The sequence below is a fragment of the Pandoraea communis genome (assembly GCF_902459745.1).
Taxonomy (GTDB): domain Bacteria; phylum Pseudomonadota; class Gammaproteobacteria; order Burkholderiales; family Burkholderiaceae; genus Pandoraea; species Pandoraea communis.
Map to the genome: position 1 here is coordinate 27008 of NZ_CABPSJ010000007.1, position 19068 is coordinate 46075.

Here is a 19068-nt window from a genome sequence, read left to right on the forward strand (position 1 = left end):
ACAAGCGCCCGACGTCTCCATAGCGGAAAGCCCGTATCACTAAAATAGGGGCATGTCGCGCTTCATAAAGCACGACATGCCATGTTATTGACGCACGCTCGACATTTCGCCGCGAATTGGGTATTTTCGTCCCGCCCAAGCTCAGGATCGAGACTTTGCCCGTGACATCCCCAATGCAATCCACACCACGTCTGGCGCTGACCGGCATCACCAAGCGCTATCCGAGCGTGGTGGCCAACGACGGCATCGCGTTGAGCGTGTTACCCGGCGAAATCCATGCCGTACTAGGTGAGAACGGTGCAGGCAAGAGCACGTTGATGAAGATCATCTACGGTGCGGTGCGCCCTGACGCGGGCGAAATCCGCTGGGAAGGGCAGCCCACGCGTATCGACAGTCCGGCCGCGGCCCGCAAGCTCGGCATCGGCATGGTCTTCCAGCACTTCTCGCTGTTTGAGACGCTGACCGTCGCCGAGAACATTTCCCTTGCACTCGATGACGCGGGGCACGATCTGAAGGCGCTCGCCGGGCGCATCCGCGATGTGTCGGCGCAGTATGGGCTCGAAGTCGATCCGGCGCGTCACGTGCATAGCCTGTCGGTGGGCGAGCGCCAGCGTGTGGAGATCGTGCGCTGTCTGTTACAGAATCCGCGTCTGCTCATCATGGACGAGCCCACGTCGGTGCTCACACCGCAAGCCGTCCAGAAACTCTTCACCACGCTGCGCCGTCTGGCTTCAGAAGGTTGCAGCATCGTCTACATCAGCCACAAACTCGACGAAATACGCGATCTGTGCGACCGCGCGACCGTGTTGCGCGCCGGGCGCGTGTCGGGCCACGCCGTGCCGCGCGAGGAGACCGCAGAGACGCTGGCGCAGATGATGATCGGGCGCGCGTTGCCGCAGATCGAGCGTCGCGAGCACCAGCCGGGCGACGTGCTGCTTTCCTTGCGGCAGTTGTCGATGGCGAGCGAAGACCCATTCGGCACCTCGTTGCACGACATCAACCTCGACGTGCATGCGGGCGAGATTGTCGGTATCGCAGGGGTCTCCGGTAACGGACAGGCCGAATTGCTGGCTGCGCTGTCGGGTGAGACTCGTGCGCCGCAGGCCGAAGCCCTTCATCTGAACGGCCGCGCCGCCGGTCGCATGGGCGCCGCCACCCGGCGCCGTCTCGGGCTGGCCTTCGTGCCGGAAGAGCGGCTAGGGCGTGGTGCGGTGCCCAGCATGTCGCTTACCGACAACGCGCTGCTTGGCGCGTCCGGCACGGCACACCTCGGATTGCTGCGCGGCGGCTGGATTCGCCGGCACACGCTCCGGCGGTTCGCGTCACTGTGCATCGAGCGCTTCAATGTGAAGGCGGGCGGACCGGATGCCGCTGCACAGAGCCTCTCGGGCGGCAATCTGCAAAAGTTCATCGTCGGACGCGAAATCCTTCAGGAACCCAGGGTGCTCGTGGTGGCTCAGCCGACGTGGGGCGTCGATGTGGGCGCGGCGAGCTTCATCCGTCAGCAGTTGCTCGACCTTTCGGCTCGTGGCGTCGCGGTGCTGGTGCTGTCCGAAGAACTCGACGAACTTTTCGAAATTTGCGACCGGATCACGGTGCTTGCGCAGGGGCGTCTGTCGCCAGTGCGCAAGCCCGAGCAGACCGACGCCCGCGAGATCGGCCTGTGGATGGCGGGGATGTTCCCCGGCGGCCCGGGCGGTTCAGGAGAGCGCGCGACCTGACGTATCGGCGAGAGGGGCATGACCTGGATCGTCGGGCCTTCGGTCGTACCGTCGCCGGCACCGTAACGTATTTCATCGATTTTCAAACACCATGTTCGATTTCACGCTTGAGCCACGGCCAAGTCCTTCCCGCACCATGCGGCTCGCCATGCCGCTGGTGGCCACGCTCATCACGCTGGCCGGCGGTGTGCTCATTTTCGGTTTCCTCGGCAAGCATCCGGCGCAGGCGATGGCAGCGTTCTTTCTGGCACCGGTCAGCAGCCTGAACGGCTGGTCGGAGCTGCTGCTCAAGGCGTCGCCCCTGTGCCTGATTGCGCTGGGACTGGCCATTGGCTATCGCGCCAACGTGTGGAACATCGGTGCGGAAGGCCAGTTGCTGCTGGGCGGTATTTTCGCCTCGGGTGTCGCGATTCACTTCGATGGTCACGGTGGCCCGTGGCTGTTGCCGTTGATGATGGCGGCAGGCGCGCTGGGCGGCATGTTGTGGGCCGCTATTCCCGCGCTGTTGCGCGTTCGCTTCAACGCCAACGAGATTCTCGTGAGCCTGATGTTGACGTACGTGGCCACCCAACTGCTGATCTATCTCGTGAGCGGCCCCTGGCAGGACCCGCATGGCATGAATTTCCCGCAGTCGATCAGCTTTGGCCGCGACGCGCTGTTCCCTCGCTTTTTCGGCGACTGGCACTGGACCCCATGGCGGGGCACACGCCTGAACGCGTCGGTGTTCATGGCGATGGTGGCGGTGCCGGCCGCGTGGTTTTTCATGCGCAAGAGTTTCGCCGGGTACCGGATGGAAGTCGGCGGGCTCGCACCGCTTGCCGCTCGCTATGCAGGCTATTCCGAGCCGCGCGCCGTCTGGCTCGCCCTGCTGATCGGCGGGGCCGCCGCCGGGCTGGCGGGCACCGGCGAAGTGGCGGGGCCGGTCGGGCAACTGCAGGCGACCTGGGCGCCGGGGTATGGCTTCACGGCCATCATCGTGGCGTTCGTGGGACGTCTGCATCCGGTCGGCATCGTTCTGGCGAGCTTGCTCATGGCGCTGCTGTATCTCGGCGGCGAAGCGGTGCAAACGTCGCTGCAATTGCCCAAGGCGATCAGCGGCGTGTTTCAGGGGCTGCTTCTGTTCAGCCTGCTGGGTTGCGACGTTTTCGTGAACTACCGTCTGCGCCGTCGTGCCCGTGCACACGCGCGGGAAGCCTGAGGAGCGCCGCATGGACTGGATCAATCTGCTGACGCCGCTGGCGGCAAGTGCCGTGATCGCGGCCATTCCGTTGATGCTCGCCGCACTGGGCGAACTGGTGACGGAGAAGTCTGGCGTGCTCAATCTCGGCGTGGAAGGCACGATGCTCATGGGTGCCGTCGGTGCGTTCGCCGTGACCGTACAGACGGGGAGCCTCTGGCTCGGCGTGCTCGCGGGCATTGCTGCGGGTGTGGTCATGTCGGCCATCTTCGCGTGGCTCACGCTCTCGCTCATGGCCAATCAGGTGGCAACGGGGCTGGCGCTGACGATCTTCGGCGTAGGGCTTTCGGCCTATGCCGGCCGTCCGTACACAGACGCCACCATCCCGATGCTGCGCGACCTGCCGATCCCCGGCCTGTCGTCGATTCCCGTATTAGGGCCGTCGGTCTTCTCGCTCAACCCGCTGGGTTATCTCTCGGTGGTGCTGCTGGTGGCGATCACCTGGTTTTTGTACCGCACGCGAGCCGGGCTGGTGTTGCGCTCGATCGGTGAGGCACCCGCCGTGGCGCATGCCATCGGCTACCCGGTGGTGCGGATCCGTTATCTTGCAACGCTTTTCGGCGGCGCGATGTCGGGGCTTGCGGGCGCGTATTACTCGGTTGGCTATCTGCGCCTCTGGCAAGAGAACCTGACGGCCGGACGCGGCTGGATTGCGCTGGCGCTGGTGGTGTTTGCGACGTGGCGTCCGGGCCGCACGGTGCTCGGCGCGCTGCTCTTCGGCGTGGTCATGGCGCTGCAATTTCAGGCGCAGGCGATGGGCATTCGCGTTCCGTCGCAGGCGTTGGCCAGTCTGCCGTATCTGGCGACCATCGTGGTGCTGGTGATCATCTCGCGCAATCGCCAGACGATTCGCCTGAATGCGCCGGCCTCGCTGGGCAAGCCGTTTTTCGCAGGGTCTTGACGCGTTGCCTGCGGGCAGCGCGAGGGGTTTGGCAAACGAGAGCATGGAATCAACCTGAAACAATCGATGACGAGGAGAAAATCGATGCGACGTAAAGTCCTGATCACGATGGCAAGCCTGGCGGCGGCCATGCTGGTTTCTGCCTGCGGCAAGCAGGAGAGCAACACCGCGAGCGCGCCGGCGGCAGCGTCCGACGCGCAGGCATCGGCCGCGCCGGCAGGCAAGGGCCCGATGGGGGTGGCGTTCGTCTACATCGGCAACCCGGGCGACGCTGGCTGGACCTACGCGCACGAGCAGGGTGCGAAGGCCGTAGAAGCGAAGTACGGCGACAAAGTGAGCGTGACCCGCGTGGAGAACGTGCCCGAGGGCGCGGACTCGGAGCGCGTGTTCCGCGATCTGGCAGGCAAGGGCAACAAGCTGATTTTCGGCACGTCGTTCGGCTACATGGACTCGATGGTCAAGACGGCCGCCGATTTCCCGGATGTGACGTTCGAGCACGCCACCGGCTTCAAGACGGCGCCGAACCTCGGCACGTATGACGTGCGTACGTACGAAGGCGCGCATCTGGCCGGTGTGGTCGGCGGTCATGTTACGAAGTCCAACGTGATCGGCTATGTGGCATCGGTGCCGATCCCCGAGGTGATCCGCAACATCGACGCGTTCACTATTGCGGCGCGCGAAGTCAATCCGAAAGTCAAGGTGAAGGTTGTCTGGATCAATAGCTGGTTCGATCCGGGCAAGGAGCGTCAGGCGGCGGAATCGCTCGTCGGACAGGGCGCCGACGTGCTGATGCAGAACGTCGACTCGGCGGTGGTGATGCAAGTGGCCGAAGAGAAGAAGATCCACGCCTTTGGCTGGGATTCGGACATGAGCAAGTTCGGCCCGAACGCTCATCTCGCATCAGCCGCCATCGACTGGAGCAAGTACTACGTGCGCACGGTCGACGAAGTCATGCAGGGCTCGTGGAAGAACACGCCGGTCTGGGGGGGTATCAAGGAAGACGAGATCAACCTCGTGGCCATCAACGACAAGACCGTGCCGGAAGCGGCGCGCAAGGCCGTGACTGCGCGTCACGACGCCATTCGCGACGGTAAGTACGATCCGTTCACCGGCCCGATCAAGGGGCAGGACGGCAAGGAAATCGTGCCGGCCGGCAAGACCCTTAACGACGACGAGAAGCACCAGATCAACTGGTTCGTGGAAGGCGTCGAGGGCTCGCTGCCGAAGCAGTAACGATGGCTGTACCGCCTCTGTGCGGCATCGCGGTATCAGAAGAACCGCCGGTATCTGCCGGCGGTTTTTTTGTGCTGGAGGCTCTGAAGGGACGTTAGTCGCGGGATGTTTTCACGGTCTCGTCCTGCGCGAGTTTTTCCGTGTCGGGGGAGACGGCGGTGCGGCAGTGGCGATCAACAACACGGCGGCAGCAAGGAAGGGGCCGAGGAGAGGGGGGCAGAGGTTGCGCTGAGGGCGCAGCGCGCATGCATGGGGCGTAGACAGGCGGATAGGGGTCATGAGAAGGCACTGGGGAAGTGATAGCGCCCCGGGAGGGCAAGAGAGGCATCTCCATCCGGGGGATGATGGCCGCAAACGGCGTCTGAAGGTCTTCAGGCAACTTCCGCCAAATTCAGCGGCTTTGGGGGGAGCCTACGGGTCGGCGAGCACCGGCACTCCCTTTAGGCGCCGCATTTCGGAGCCTTCACAAGCGCCGGGGGCGACTCAGGGCGCGTGACACGCATCAGTGCTAAAATGTCGGGTTTCGTGGCGCAATTTTGTGCCGCCGCACTTCATTTCCCCGGATACCGCCTGTGCTGTCTACTGCCAATATCACGATGCAATTCGGCGCCAAGCCGCTCTTCGAGAACATTTCCGTCAAATTTGGCGGGGGCAACCGTTATGGCCTGATCGGCGCCAACGGCTGCGGCAAATCGACGTTCATGAAGATCCTCGGGGGCGATCTGGAGCCGAGCGCCGGCAACGTCATGCTCGAACCCAACGTGCGTCTGGGTAAGCTCAAGCAGGATCAGTTCGCGTATGAAGACATGCGCGTGCTCGACGTCGTGATGATGGGCCATACCGAAATGTGGGCCGCCATGAGCGAGCGCGATGCCATCTACGCCAATCCGGAAGCGACGGACGACGACTACATGCACGCCGCCGAACTCGAAGCGAAGTTCGCCGAGTACGACGGCTATACGGCCGAAGCGCGCGCGGGTGAGCTGCTGCTGGGCGTGGGTATTCCGATCGACCAGCATCAGGGGCCGATGAGCAACGTTGCACCGGGCTGGAAGCTGCGTGTGCTGCTCGCACAGGCGCTGTTCTCGAATCCGGACGTGCTGCTGCTCGACGAGCCGACCAACAACCTGGACATCAACACGATCCGCTGGCTGGAAGACGTGCTCAACGAGCGCAACTCCACCATGATCATCATTTCGCACGATCGCCACTTCTTGAACGCCGTGTGCACGCACATGGCGGATATGGACTACGGCACGCTCACGATCTATCCGGGCAACTACGACGACTACATGCTTGCGTCGGCGCAGGCGCGCGAGCGTCAGATGGCGGCGAACACCAAGGCGAAGGAACGCATCACCGATCTGCAAGACTTCGTGCGCCGCTTCTCGGCGAACAAGTCCAAGGCGCGTCAGGCGACGAGCCGTCTCAAGCAGATCGACAAGATCAAGGTTGAGGACATCAAGCCTTCGTCACGTCAGAACCCGTTCATCCGCTTCGAATTCGAGAAGAAGCTGCACAATCTCGCGTTCGAATTCGAAGGCATTTCCAAGTCGTTCGACCGCCAGATCTTCAAGAACTACTCCGGCGCGGTGCGCGCCGGTGAGCGTGTGGCCATCATTGGCGAGAACGGCGCGGGCAAGACCACGCTGCTGCGCAGCCTGATGGCGGAACTGCCGGTCGACGCGGGCAACGTGAAGTGGGCCGAGAACGCCAACATCGGTTACATGCCGCAAGACACCTCGGAGGCCTTCCCGGAAGATTTGTCGCTCACCGACTGGATGACGCAATGGGGCAAGGAAGGCGACGACGATCAGGTGATTCGTGGCTCGCTGGGCCGCCTGCTGTTCGGTGGCGACGACGTGCGCAAGTCTGTTCGTGTGCTCTCCGGTGGTGAGAAGGGACGCATGATCTGGGGCAAGCTGATGTTGGGCCGTCACAATGTGATGATGATGGACGAGCCGACCAACCATATGGACATGGAGTCGATCGAGTCGCTTCAGATCGCCCTCGACAAATATCCGGGCACGCTGATCTTCGTCTCGCACGATCGCGAGTTCGTGTCGGGTCTGGCCACGCGCGTTATCGAAGTGAAGAGTGACGGCACGTTGGTCGATTACGCCGGCACTTATGACGAGTACCTGGCCAGCCAGGGCGTGGAAGTCTGACGGAAGTCTTCGAGACGTCCACGCGACGCACGTAATACCCGGCAGGGCGCTTGCTTGGCAAGCGCCCTGTTTGCGTTTACAGCACGTTGAGGCGGAGCAGGTGTCGTCTTACGGTGTCATGGGAATATCGGAAGGCGCAGCGCAGAGGCATCCGATTTCACCGAAGGGCTGAGAAGCGCGGAGGCGAGCAGACTACAATGGGCGTTCGACGTTCCTCTGCCAGCAGGAGACATTGCATGATTACGTACGATAAATTTTTCATCGGTGGTCAGTGGGTTACGCCGGTTGGGCGCGGCACGCTGGACGTTTTCCACTCGGCCGACGCGAAGCTCATGGGCCGCATTCCCGAGGGGGCTGCCGAAGACACGGAAGCGGCCATTTCCGCAGCGTTGAAGGTGCGCGACACCTGGGCGGCCACGCCACCGGCCGAACGTGCGGCCTATTTGCGGAAGATCGCGGCGGGCCTGAAGGCACGCACGGAGGATCTGGCGAACGTGATGACGGGCGAGACGGGCATGCCGATCAAACTCGTTCGTGCGATTCAGGTGGGCGGTCCGGTGTATCACTGGAACAAGTACGCTGAACTGGCCGAGACATTCGAATTTGAAGCGCGCGTGGGCAATTCGCTGGTGGTGCGCGAACCCGTTGGGGTGGTTGGTGCGATTACGCCGTGGAATTACCCGCTGAACCAGATCACCCTGAAGGTTGCGCCGGCGCTGGCCGCCGGATGCACGGTGGTGCTCAAGCCGTCGGAGGTGGCACCGTTCAATGCGTTCATTCTGGCGGAGGTGATCGCCGAGGCCGGACTGCCGGCGGGCGTGTTCAATCTGGTTACGGGGCTCGGGCCGGTCGCCGGCGAGGTGTTGGCACGCCATCCCGACGTCGACATGGTGTCGTTTACCGGATCGACGCGTGCAGGCAAGCGCGTGTCCGAAGTGGCGTCGCAAACGGTCAAGCGCGTGGCCTTGGAGTTGGGCGGGAAATCGGCTTCAGTGGTGCTCGACGATGCCGATCTCGCCGCAGCGGTCAAAGGCACGCTCAACGCGTGTTATCTGAACTCTGGACAGACTTGTTCGGCACACACTCGCATGCTTGTCCCGGCGTCGCGTTATGAGGAAGTCAAGGCGCTGGCAAAGGAGGCCGTTGCCCGCTTTACGCTGGGTGACCCGCGCGAGGAAACAACGCGTCTCGGACCGCTGGCATCGGCTGCCCAGCGAGAGCGCGTGCAGACATATATTCGCAAGGGCCTCGCGCAAGGGGCCGAATTGATTGCCGGTGGAGATGCCGTACCGGAGGGCTTCGAGTCGGGATTCTTCGTCCAGCCAACGGTGTTGGGGCGTGTCGCCCCCGACGCTACCGTTGCACAGGAGGAGATTTTCGGCCCAGTGCTCTCGATCATCACCTATGAGGGCGAAGCGGATGCGGTGCGCATTGCCAACGATTCGATCTACGGATTGGGCGGTGGTGTGTGGTCGGGCGATGAAGCGCACGCGGTACGCGTGGCGCGTCAGATCCGCACGGGGCAAGTCGATATCAACGGCGGTGAATTCAACGTGCAGGCACCGTTCGGCGGCTTCAAGCAGTCAGGGCACGGACGGGAGAATGGCGTGTACGGCTTCGAGGAATTCCTCGAGTACAAGTCGCTGCAATTCAAGTCCGCGAAGTCGTAGACCCGTTGTCGCCATAGCGCATCGCTGTGCCTTCGCGGTTGATGCGCTCCCAGACGGCTGCCTTCTCGTCGTCAGTGAAGAACACCCAGTTCGACACTTCATAAGCCGTACGGCCGCAACCCTTGCAGACGTCGTCGAAGAGCGTCGAGCAAACGCCAATGCAGGGGCTGTCGGGGCGGTCGTGCAGTTCTGACATGAGAGGGCGAATTCGGCCGGAGGCAGGTCGGTGTCACAGGAAAGCGCCATTATCTCACCGATGGTCACACCGGCAGCGATTCCCCTACGGGCGGGGGCAGGCAGTGGACTTTTCAATGCGTTTCAGGTTGGCGGTACTCAAATCTCAATAGCGATGGTGATGCATTATGCTGCGTAACTGGCAACTATTCGCGCTGGGTTCAGCGTTCTTTGCCGCACTGACGGCCGTGTTCGGCAAACTCGGCGTGGCACAAGTCAACTCCAATATGGCTACGCTGATTCGCACGGTCATCATCTTCGCGGTGACGCTGGCGATCGTGGGCATGCGGGGGGAGTGGCAGCGGCCGGCCAGTTTGAGCGCGAATACGTGGCTGTTCCTCGTGCTTTCCGGGGTGGCAACCGGTTTGTCGTGGCTTTGCTACTTCCGCGCGTTGCAGTTGGGGCCCGTGTCGGGTGTGGCGCCGTTGGACAAGCTTAGCGTCGCGATGGCGATGCTGATCGGCTGGGTGGTGCTTGGTGAGCCGTTCTCGCTCAAGGAAGTTCTCGGCGGCGCGCTGATTGTCGCAGGGGCGCTCGTGCTGGTGTTATGAGCTTGTTGGGAACATGGATGGACGTGCTCTTCGCGGTGCGCGCAAGCAAGCGCCGTTACCAGCGGAACACGCTATACCCGACACGCACCTGCGACCGCGAGTGATGGTTGTAGTCGAGCAGGGTTTCGCCGTAGCCTGTGAAGTAGCCGAGCCAGAGGTAGCCACCGGCGCCTGGGATCAGCTTGCCGAGCGGGTAGGTCACCTGCACATCGACACTGCCGTAGTTGCGTTTCATCCCTTTGCGCAGCGTCGCCCCGACCTGCCAGCCATTCGGCTTACCCCATAGAACCAGCAGGTCCATATAGCCGCGATAGTCCTGAATATCGCGGTTGTCGTTTTTTTCCAGGTAGGCGTAGAGCTTCGGTGCCACCGTCCAGTGGTATTCGGACGGATCCCCGAATTTCAGGATCGGTTTGACGAAGAGGGTGTTGAGACTGCGGGAATCGTCGCCCGCCTTGCCATTGGACTCATGCTCGACACCTGCCGCGATGCCCAGCGATGTGAACCAGTTGGCGCGCGCGCCAGTATCCGGGGTGTAGTAGAACAGGCTCGGACGGTAGTTCGAGTCACGGAACGGGGCCGATTCGGCCTGCAGATCCCAGATCGACAATTGCGTATAGCCGAAATACAGGTTGTCGAGGAAGGATTTCGAGGCCGGATTGTCCGGTTTCAGAATGTGGAACTTGAAGCTGAGTTGAAATCGCGCGTTCGAGCCGCCGTTCCTGCCGAAAGCCATGTACATCGGCTCGTTCGACGAGATGCGGGCGAACTCGGTATCGGTCGTCGGGGCGATTACGTCGGGTGCGGCGCTGGCCGTCACCCCTGCTGCTGCGGCGGCAGCGGACGCCGGGGTGCCTTTCCCCGCCGCTTGCGCTGCGCCCGCCCCGGATGGTGCCGGTGCAGCTGCCACCATCGGTTCAGTAGGGGCGGCGCGATCGAGGACGATGGTTGTTGTCGAGACGTCCCAGTCGATCGGCTCAAGGTGTAGGGTGCCGCGTAGTTCCTTCGGAAGCGCGGCAGCGTACGAGATGCGCCGGAACTGGCCCTTCGAGAGCGTGACTTCAGCGGGAGCCGCCGCTGCACGCTTCAGATGGAGCAGCGTGGGCCCGAAGTCGTCGTTTGAGATGCGCACGACGATTTCGTCCGGCAGCTTGATGGTTTTGCGGCCCTGCGTGTCCTGTGTGGCCAGCAGGGTCAGTTGCAAGGGGGCCTCGCCCGTGAGGGCGCGCGGTGCCTGTAAGAGTGCGAGTTCGGCATTTGCCGCAGTACTCAGGACCAGGCAAAGCGCAGTTGTGCCGATCCGGATGGCACACAACGGTGACGGGGCGAATGTGGCGAGATTCGTCTTGGGCATCGGTCCGGTCTGGGTTTGTGACCCCGGGCCGGTGAGCCCGACGTCTGTTACAACCCGCCTGGGGAGAACCCCCGGAGGTCGGATTCGCGGGCGCAGCGATCGCGTCCGAGAGATTTGGCAAGGTACAGTGCCGCGTCGGCGCGTCTTAGCCACGCGTGATCGTCGTCGCCAGCGTGCCATTGGGCTACGCCCGCACTTATCGTGAACTGAAGCGGCCGGCCACCGACATTGATGCGGGACGTGCGCACGGCATCGCGCAAACGCTCGGCGGCGTCAAAAGCGCGTGCCTCGGCGGCACCACTCGCGATGATAGCGAATTCTTCGCCTCCCAAACGACCGCAGATGTCATCTTCGCGTAACGATTCGTGACAAAGATGGACGAATGTCGCCAGCACGGTATCGCCGAGCGCATGACCCCACGTGTCGTTGATCTGCTTGAAGTGGTCCAGGTCGACGAGGATGACGCAGGTCGGTACCCCTGTCGATTCGGCTTGCGCAACCTCGGCGCGCAGGCGTTTGAGAAAGTGTCCGCGTGACAGCGCACCCGTGAGCGCGTCATATTTGACTTCGCGCTCAAGTGCCGCATTCCTGGCCAAGGTGTCGGTCAACTGAAGTTTTTCGCGGCGCAGATAGCGAACGAGCAACCAGAGCGCACCCGCTAAGCTGAGCAACAACGCGAAGACCAATACCGCATAACGGCGCCGCTCGATGGACAGGCTGCCCAGCGTCGGCACTTCGTTCATGGTGTAGACAACCAGTTCGCTGTCCGCAGACGGTTCGGCCTCCAGAAGATATGGCCGATTGCCGGGGCGGACACAAACCAGACGAGCGTGCTGCCGACCCTCTTTGTCTTCAGGCGTTTTTTGCATGAACCCCGGCGTGCCGGGCGACGAATCATAGTCATCGATGGGAACGAGGGGGAAGTCTTCCTGCTGATAGAGGCGTCGTCGTTCCGCTGGCGTCAGTTTGAAGACATCGGCACCGGGAACTGCCATGCCGGTGAATGTCGGGTCGTTGGCGAGCACGATGACACCGTTGTTGTCTGTCACGAACGACGCGCCGGAATCGACCCAATGCGCCAGCCGGCGCATGCCGACCTTCACCACCATCACGCCGGCGAGCAGGCCGTCCCGATAGACGGGGGCCGTGAAGTAGATGCCGGGCAGGCCGGTCTTGCGCCCGATGACATATTGCTGCCCGATACCCCCGAGCACGGCAGTGTTGTAGTACTCCCGGTCGCCGTAGTTCTCGCCGATCAGCGGATTGGCCGCGTCGGCATCGCTGGAGGCGACGGTGACGCCATCCGGCGTGCCCAGCCATACGAGATCCGCACCGAAGTAGAGCTGCGCGGCGTGCAGCAACTCGTTGACGGGTTTGAGTATGGGGTTGGCAAGCAGTGTCTGACGGGTTCTTTCCGGTGGCATGCCCGTGAGCGGGTGCTTTGCAAGGCTGGCTGCGGCGTCCTGAATCTGCTCGACCTGAGCGAGTACCTGCGGGATGCCGCGAATGAGTATCAGATCCTGATTGACCGTGTGAACCGTGCCTTGTGCGAGGCGGGTCGCCACGCTGCGTTCTTCGGAGAGCAGTCGCGCCGCGCGGTTCGCCACCAACTGATCGGCGGCGAAACGGGCCAGCCCCCAGGCGACGAGGACGCACACGAGAATGACCAGGCTGCTGACGAAGGCAGAAGCGGTGCGGCGACGATTAAACAAGGCGTTGACCAACGGCAGAGGCGGTTACAGACGCGATTACAGGCGCCCGTGCCAGTCGCGAATGAATGTCTCGATATGCCCGGGCGGCAGGGGGCGTGTGCAATGATACCCCTGCCAGGCGTGACAACCCAGTGACGCGAGTGCGTCGCGTTGCGCGCTGGTCTCGACACCCTCCGCAACCGTTTCGATCTCCAGCTTGCGCGCGATCGCGATGATGGCTCGGATCAGCTCGGTATCGTAGCCGCCAAGCAGCACGCCGGCGACGAACTGATAATCGATCTTGACCGTGCCGAACGGCCAGCGCTTCAGACGCACGAAACTCGAATAGCCGGTGCCGAAGTCATCGAGCGACAGGCGAACGCCCATCGCGACGAGTTCGTTCATCAGTGTGGCGGCTTCGTCGAGATGGGAGATCAGTGACGACTCGGTAATCTCGATCTCAAGCTTGTCCGGCGGCACCCGATGGTGCTTGAGGGCGTAGCGGACCGTCTCAAGTGTCTGCACGCGCATTTGCTGTGCCGACAGGTTCACGGCCACGCGCGGATATTCCTCACCGTCCGTCTGCCATTGATCGAGTTGACGGCAAGCCTCTTGCAGCGTCCATTCACCGATGGGGCCGATGACGTCGCAGCGCTCGGCGGCCGGGATGAATTCGCCCGGCATGATCAGTTCGTCGTCGCGCTGCCAGCGGATCAGCGCTTCGAGACCGGTCAGCCGGTGCGTACGCATGTCGATCTGCGGCTGGTAATGCAGGCGGAATTCGGACTCCGACAGAGCGCGTCCGATAGTGTTACGCCAATAGTGCTCGTTGCCCGCTTCGTCCGGCGGCGTGATGCCTTCGGTGGGGGCAGACGGGGCTTCGGTCACGAGAAACCGCGACGCGCTTTCCCGAATGGCCTGATCGGCGACGTCCGAAGTGTGCTCGAGCAGCGTGGCGGGCCAGACCGGCACTTGCGGCAGGTGGGTTACCCCTGCCGAGAGAATCGGATACAGCAGGCCATTCCCGCACGGCACGGGCGATTCGCCGGCCCGGATAAAGCGGCGCGTGATCTGCGAGGCGGCATCGCGGCTGCCCAGGTCGCGCAGCAAGATGGCAATCTGCTGATCGGATACGCGACCGATGAGGTCGCGGCGGCGAATGCGCGAGCCAATGCGAAACGCGATGGTGGCGAGCAGGTCGGCATCCGAAATGGCGGCCTGACTGCTTGCCGTGCGCTGACCACGGCCCACATGCAGTACCACCAGCGCACTGTGGCTGCCAGGTGGACTCGGGGTGCGCAACTCCAGGCTGAGGGCACGTAACAGCCGCTGGCGATCCAGCAGCAGATCGGCAAGGACGACTTGTCGTCGCAGCGCGTTGGTATCGTTCATCTCGGCAAACGGGCAGGCGTGCCCCGTACGGTTGAACGTTTGTCATTGCCGCGTGTAATGCCTGCGGACAGAGGAAGCCCACGCGTCGAACAGGTCGTGCCGCCGGAAAACCCTTGAATCATGTTCAGCATAAGACGCGTAAATGTGTCGGCCGTCAGGCGAGGAGCGGGTGGGAGACACCGGCCACGGCACCACATCCCTCGCCATCCGGCAGACCGCGCGCAAGGCGTGGCCCGACAGAAGCTCGTGCCCGGTTGCGACACCGGGTCCTTTGACTTTTAACGGCACCCATCATTGAAAATTGAGTCCGGGTTTCACCTATGGCCGGCGCGGCTGGGTTGTGCCAGCCATTCGCGACCGCGGAGCATGAAATCCCAGTAAACCTTTGGCAGCACGTATTTTTTCAATACCCAGGCAAAACGGCTCGCATGCGTACCGTCGATGGGGAACGTGGGCAGCAGTTTGCCGCCGTAGCCAAACTCGGCAAGCACGATCTTGCCGTGTTCCACCGTGAGCGGGCAAGCGCCATAGCCATCGTAGTGCAGGGCGAGCGGGTGGCCGTCCATGGCAGCAAGAAGATTTTCCGCGACGACGACGGCTTGTTTGCGCGCAGCGGCAGCCGTCTTGGCGTTCGGCGCGGAGATGGCATCGCCCAAGCCGAAAATATTGGCATAGCGCGCGTGGCGCAGGGTTGCCGGATCGACTTCGCACCAACCGGCCGCGTCGGCAAGCGGGCTTGCGCGCAGCACATCCGGCGCGCTTTGCGGTGGTACCACGTGCAGGAAGTCGAAGGGTTTGTCGATAAACTGCGACTGACCGTCGGCGTCGAAGATTTCAAAACGGGCAACGCGCCGTTCGCCGTCCACCGCACGCAAATGCGAGAGGTGATTGAGCGAGATGCCGTATCGCTTCACGTATTCCATGAGCGCGGGGACGTAATCTTTCACACCGAACAGCGCTGGCGCCACGAGATGGAATTCGATTTTCGTCTTGTCCAGCGCGCCATGCTGACGCCATGTGTCGGCGGACAAGTACATCGCCTTTTGCGGTGCGCCCGCGCACTTGATCGGCATCGGCGGCTGCGTGAACAGCGCGTTGCCGCCCTTGAATTCGCGAACCAGCGACCATGTATAGGGGGCGAGATCGAAGCGATAGTTGGATGTGACACCGTTGCGGCCGAGTGTATCGGTCAAGCCATCGATGGCTTCCCAATTCAGTTGAAGGCCCGGCGCGACGATAAGGTAGCGGTAGCCGAGACGCCGGCCATCCGAGAGCAGGATTTGCTGACGATCCGGCGCGAAAGCCGTTACCGCCGCCTGGACCCACGTCACCCCTTCAGGGATGACGCTTGCCATCGGACGCGCGGTGCGCGCGGCGTCGAATTCCCCTGCGCCGACGAGTGTCCACGCTGGCTGATAGTAGTGTGTGTCGGCCGGGTCCACGATCGTGATCGAGAGCGACGCACGTCGTCGGCGCAAGCTGGCCGCCACGGAGATCCCCGCAGCGCCAGCGCCCATGATCACGATGTCGGCGCTACTTTCCGTCGCGGGTGCTGGCGTAGCGGATACGTCGCTGGACATAAGGTCTCCGACAAATGAGCAAAAAATTGGAACGGATTGCGACATATCGATGCGCACTTCCTGAACGGCACGCCATGGTTGTTCACACGAACAAGTCGCTGCTGGCGCGGCGCGTGCGGGACATTGTATAGAAACTGAGCTGATTTGCCCTTGTTTTCGCGGGGAGCGCGGGCATTCATCACAATCATCGCGGCGTTCAGCGCAATGCAGGATGAGGAAAGGGTTTGAAAGGCGCGCGCCGGTTCAGTGTTGGCGAACGTGCGCTTTCTGAAGTGGCGGGCGCTTGCGATTGCCGAGAGGATTTCCAAGAGCGGCGAGAAGGGCGCCACCACTACGGTGACATCCCTTCAAATTTACGCGTGCAGATGATTGTGATCGCAGGCGACTTCGATCGGATCGGTATCGGTATGGCAAGCACAGGCTTCGCCGTGTGCGCCTTGCATGAGTGCACGCAGAATTCCGCAGTCACTTGTTTCGTGACGGCTATGACATTGCGCCTGAAGATGCAGCAGTTGTTGTTCGAGTGCCTGCAACTCGTGAATGCGCGTGTGCACCCGCTCGAGGTGCGCTTCGATCAGTTGGTTGGCGTCTTCGCACGTCACGCTCGTGTCGTGAGCGAGTTCACCGAGTCGCTTCGCATCCGCGAGCGGCATATCGAGCGAGCGGCAATGGCGGATGAAGCGCAGGGCTTCCAGATGGTCTTCACCATAGGTGCGATAACCAGCATCCGTGCGTGGCGGGGCCGACAGCAGGCCGGCCCGCTCGTAATAGCGAATCGTCTCGACATCGGTGCCCGCTGCCCGGGCCAGTTCTCCGATTTTCATACTTGACTCCGTAGTCGCTACAGGGTTTTGAATGCAGGGTAACACGAATCAAGAAACCAGGAGTTCACATGTCCAACCCCTCGGATTCGGCTCGTCTGGCGGGCTCGACGGCGGCAGATCGCAAGGTACATGACCACGGGCAAGATCCGAGTCATGCGCATCGCCACGATCAGGGGCAGCATCACGATCATTCGCATCATCACGATCACAACCACGATTACGGGCATGCTCATGATCACGCTCGTGCGCACGATCATGCCGTGCTCCGCGCCTCAGATGCAGCACATGCGCACGAAGGCTCGTCCTGTTGCGCCGGTGACGCAAATCTGGCCCTCGTCGAGCCAGTGCCTTCGACCGGCGCGCCGCAGGCCCGATTCCGCATCGATCAGATGGATTGCCCGACGGAAGAGCGTCTCATCCGAGACCAACTTGAGCATCGGCCGGGCGTCGACGCCCTGTATTTCAATCTTCTCAAGCGGGAATTGACGGTTGTTTTCGACGGTAGCGCGTCGGCCGCCGATGTCGCCCAGCACGGGGAGGCGGTCGCCGGGACGTTGCGCAAGCTGGGGATGACGCCGGTGCCGCTCGTGGGAGACAACGCGAACGCCGCACCCCCTCCCGCGAGCCATAAGGGCGATGTTGCGCGCCTGATGGTGGGGGGCGTGCTGGCCGCGGCAAGCGAAGCTGCCGTCTGGTCGGGCATGCCCGAACACAGCCCTTGGGTGGGGGCCATGGTGGCCGTCGCCATTCTGGCGTGCGGCCTGCCCACGCTCAAGAAGGGTTGGATCGCGCTGCGACACTTCACGCTGAACATCCATTTCCTGATGTCGCTGGCTGTGATCGGGGCGGTGTTCATCGGGCAGTGGCCGGAAGCCGCGATGGTGATCGTCCTCTTCGCGCTTTCGGAAAAACTCGAAGCCGCGTCGCTCACGCGCGCTCGCCGTGCCGTGGAAGCGCTCATGCGTCTGGCACCCGATCAGGCATCGGTCGAACAGGCGGACGGCACGTGGGCAGATGTGCCTGCGGCATCGCTCCCGATCGGCGCACGCGTGCGAGCGCGCCCGGGCGAGCGCATTGCCATCGATGGCGTGATCGAGCAAGGCAGCTCCGCACTGAATCAGGCGTCGATCACTGGCGAAAGCGTGCCTGTCGACAAGACGGTGGGCGACGAAGTCTATGCAGGCAGTATCAACGAGAGCGGTCTCATCGTGTATCGCACGAACGTTGCGCCGGGCGATACGACACTCGCCCGCATCGTGCGCATCGTCGAGTCTGCGCAGCAGCAGCGCTCGCCGACGCAGCGCTTCGTCGACAAGTTCTCGCGCGTCTACACGCCGGCAGTTGTGATCTGCGCGCTGCTCGTCGCGCTGGTACCGCCGCTGGCCTTTGGTCTGGCCTGGTCGCCCTGGATCTACAAGGCGCTCGTGATGCTGGTGATCGCGTGCCCGTGTGCCCTGGTGATCTCGACGCCGGTCACGGTCGTGAGCGGTCTGACAGCGGCGGCGCGCGCCGGCATCCTGATCAAGGGCGGCGCATTTCTGGAGAGTGGTCACCTGATCCGGGCCGTGGCCGTCGACAAGACGGGTACGCTCACACGCGGCGAGCCGCGCCTGACCGATGTCGTGCCGTTGGGCGAAACGTCGCACGACGACGTGTTGACGCTCGCCGCCGCGCTCGACGCGCAGACTACGCACCCCATCGCCCGCGCGGTCGTCGACGGCCACACGCAAGCCGGGCTCGGTGCACTGCCGCCGGTGACAGACTTCGAGGCGCTCGTCGGCATGGGCGTGAAGGGGCGCGTCGGCCAAACGCTGTACTACCTCGGCAATCACCGTCTGATCGAGTCGCTTGGGGTGTGCAACGCGAACGTGGAGGCTGAGTTGGACCGCCTCGAAGCGCAGGCCCGCACGGCAATTGTGCTGGCCAGCGAAACGCAAGCGCTTGCGGTGCTGGCTGTGGCGGATACCTTGCGGGAGGAAAGCCGCGAGGCGATTGCGCGACTCACGCAAATGGGCGTTCGCACCGTCATGCTGACGGGAGATAACCGTGCCACTGCGCGGGTCATCGGTCAGCAGGCGGGTGTGAGCGAAGTGCGTGCGGAAATGCTGCCGGAAGACAAATGGCAGGCGGTATCGGCGTTGCGAGAGGCGTTTGGGCACGTCGGCATGGTCGGTGACGGCATTAACGACGCCCCCGCGCTTGCTGCCGCAGATGTCGGTTTCGCAATGGGCATGACGGGGACCGACAGCGCGCTCGAGACGGCCGACGTCACGTTGATGGACGACGATCTTCGCAAGCTGCCGGCCTTCCTCGCGTTATCGAAGCGCTCGGCGACCGTGCTCAAGCAGAACATCGCTGTGGCGCTCGCCATCAAGGCGGTGTTCTTCGCGCTCGCCATCGCCGGGCTGGCGTCGCTCTGGATGGCGGTGTTCGCCGACGTGGGGGCTAGCCTGCTGGTCATCGCCAACGGCATGCGCTTGTTGCGCGCGAAGGTGGCGTGAGCCCTCGGATT

The 19068-nt window shown here is 62.9% G+C and carries 13 protein-coding genes and 1 pseudogene; 8 read left to right on the forward strand and 6 right to left on the reverse strand.

What is annotated here, in order from left to right:
- Positions 1-173 precede the first annotated feature (173 nt).
- From PCO31110_RS21770 to PCO31110_RS21795, 6 genes are all read left to right on the forward strand, one after another.
- Positions 174-1721, forward strand: coding sequence for an ABC transporter ATP-binding protein (locus tag PCO31110_RS21770; protein WP_150691357.1), 1548 nt, complete (start codon positions 174-176; stop codon positions 1719-1721).
- A 91-nt stretch (positions 1722-1812) separates the two neighbouring features.
- On the forward strand, positions 1813-2919 hold the full coding sequence (locus PCO31110_RS21775; RefSeq protein ID WP_150691358.1) for an ABC transporter permease: 1107 nt from the start codon (positions 1813-1815) through the stop codon (positions 2917-2919).
- Positions 2920-2929: 10 nt separating this feature from the next.
- Positions 2930-3859, forward strand: a complete 930-nt coding sequence (locus tag PCO31110_RS21780) for an ABC transporter permease (RefSeq protein WP_150691359.1) — start codon at positions 2930-2932, stop codon at positions 3857-3859.
- An 84-nt stretch (positions 3860-3943) separates the two neighbouring features.
- Positions 3944-5092, forward strand: coding sequence for a BMP family ABC transporter substrate-binding protein (locus PCO31110_RS21785; protein ID WP_150691360.1), 1149 nt, complete (start codon positions 3944-3946; stop codon positions 5090-5092).
- Between the two features lie 572 nt (positions 5093-5664).
- Positions 5665-7260, forward strand: coding sequence for an ABC-F family ATPase (locus PCO31110_RS21790; RefSeq protein WP_010807792.1), 1596 nt, complete (start codon positions 5665-5667; stop codon positions 7258-7260).
- Positions 7261-7496: 236 nt separating this feature from the next.
- Complete coding sequence (locus PCO31110_RS21795; protein WP_150691361.1) at positions 7497-8930, forward strand: aldehyde dehydrogenase family protein; 1434 nt, start codon at positions 7497-7499, stop codon at positions 8928-8930.
- On the opposite strand, the gene PCO31110_RS21800 is transcribed toward PCO31110_RS21795, so the two are convergent.
- Positions 8911-9126, reverse strand: a complete 216-nt coding sequence (locus tag PCO31110_RS21800) for a DUF1289 domain-containing protein (protein ID WP_010807794.1) — start codon at positions 9124-9126, stop codon at positions 8911-8913. The genes PCO31110_RS21795 and PCO31110_RS21800 overlap by 20 nt on opposite strands.
- A gap of 166 nt (positions 9127-9292) precedes the next feature.
- On the opposite strand from PCO31110_RS21800, the gene PCO31110_RS21805 reads away from it, so the two are divergent.
- Entirely contained in the window at positions 9293-9715 is a 423-nt protein-coding gene (locus tag PCO31110_RS21805; protein ID WP_174979694.1) for an EamA family transporter, read from the forward strand.
- 55 nt (positions 9716-9770) lie between these two features.
- Here PCO31110_RS21805 and PCO31110_RS21810 read toward each other — a convergent pair whose 3' ends face one another.
- From PCO31110_RS21810 to PCO31110_RS21830, 5 genes and pseudogenes are all read right to left on the reverse strand, one after another.
- Positions 9771-11069, reverse strand: coding sequence for a phospholipase A (locus PCO31110_RS21810; protein WP_150691363.1), 1299 nt, complete (start codon positions 11067-11069; stop codon positions 9771-9773).
- Between the two features lie 47 nt (positions 11070-11116).
- Positions 11117-12781, reverse strand: a complete 1665-nt coding sequence (locus tag PCO31110_RS21815; RefSeq protein ID WP_150691364.1) for a sensor domain-containing diguanylate cyclase — start codon at positions 12779-12781, stop codon at positions 11117-11119.
- 36 nt (positions 12782-12817) lie between these two features.
- Positions 12818-14152, reverse strand: a complete 1335-nt coding sequence (locus PCO31110_RS21820; protein WP_150691365.1) for a putative bifunctional diguanylate cyclase/phosphodiesterase — start codon at positions 14150-14152, stop codon at positions 12818-12820.
- A gap of 314 nt (positions 14153-14466) precedes the next feature.
- Positions 14467-15705 (reverse strand): annotated as a pseudogene (locus PCO31110_RS21825) (NAD(P)/FAD-dependent oxidoreductase); the annotation flags it as partial.
- Positions 15706-16085: 380 nt separating this feature from the next.
- Positions 16086-16556 carry a Cd(II)/Pb(II)-responsive transcriptional regulator gene (locus PCO31110_RS21830; protein ID WP_010807800.1) on the reverse strand — a complete coding sequence of 157 codons (471 nt, stop codon included), beginning with the start codon at positions 16554-16556 and terminating at the stop codon, positions 16086-16088.
- 68 nt (positions 16557-16624) lie between these two features.
- Here PCO31110_RS21830 and PCO31110_RS21835 point away from each other — a divergent pair, with 68 nt between their 5' ends.
- Positions 16625-19057 carry a heavy metal translocating P-type ATPase gene (locus tag PCO31110_RS21835; RefSeq protein WP_150691367.1) on the forward strand — a complete coding sequence of 811 codons (2433 nt, stop codon included), beginning with the start codon at positions 16625-16627 and terminating at the stop codon, positions 19055-19057.
- The last annotated feature ends 11 nt before the right edge of the window (positions 19058-19068 follow it).

What these genes read in the sequence shown, in the direction of transcription:
- PCO31110_RS21770 (WP_150691357.1), top strand. Translation starts at nt 174, where the DNA reads ATGCAATCCACACCACGTCTGGCGCTGACCGGCATCACCAAGCGCTAT.
- PCO31110_RS21775 (WP_150691358.1), top strand. Translation starts at nt 1,813, where the DNA reads ATGTTCGATTTCACGCTTGAGCCACGGCCAAGTCCTTCCCGCACCATG.
- PCO31110_RS21780 (WP_150691359.1), top strand. Translation starts at nt 2,930, where the DNA reads ATGGACTGGATCAATCTGCTGACGCCGCTGGCGGCAAGTGCCGTGATC.
- PCO31110_RS21785 (WP_150691360.1), top strand. Translation starts at nt 3,944, where the DNA reads ATGCGACGTAAAGTCCTGATCACGATGGCAAGCCTGGCGGCGGCCATG.
- PCO31110_RS21795 (WP_150691361.1), top strand. Translation starts at nt 7,497, where the DNA reads ATGATTACGTACGATAAATTTTTCATCGGTGGTCAGTGGGTTACGCCG.
- PCO31110_RS21800 (WP_010807794.1), bottom strand. Translation starts at nt 9,126, where the DNA reads ATGTCAGAACTGCACGACCGCCCCGACAGCCCCTGCATTGGCGTTTGC.
- PCO31110_RS21805 (WP_174979694.1), top strand. Translation starts at nt 9,293, where the DNA reads ATGCTGCGTAACTGGCAACTATTCGCGCTGGGTTCAGCGTTCTTTGCC.
- PCO31110_RS21810 (WP_150691363.1), bottom strand. Translation starts at nt 11,069, where the DNA reads ATGCCCAAGACGAATCTCGCCACATTCGCCCCGTCACCGTTGTGTGCC.
- PCO31110_RS21820 (WP_150691365.1), bottom strand. Translation starts at nt 14,152, where the DNA reads ATGAACGATACCAACGCGCTGCGACGACAAGTCGTCCTTGCCGATCTG.
- PCO31110_RS21830 (WP_010807800.1), bottom strand. Translation starts at nt 16,556, where the DNA reads ATGAAAATCGGAGAACTGGCCCGGGCAGCGGGCACCGATGTCGAGACG.
- PCO31110_RS21835 (WP_150691367.1), top strand. Translation starts at nt 16,625, where the DNA reads ATGTCCAACCCCTCGGATTCGGCTCGTCTGGCGGGCTCGACGGCGGCA.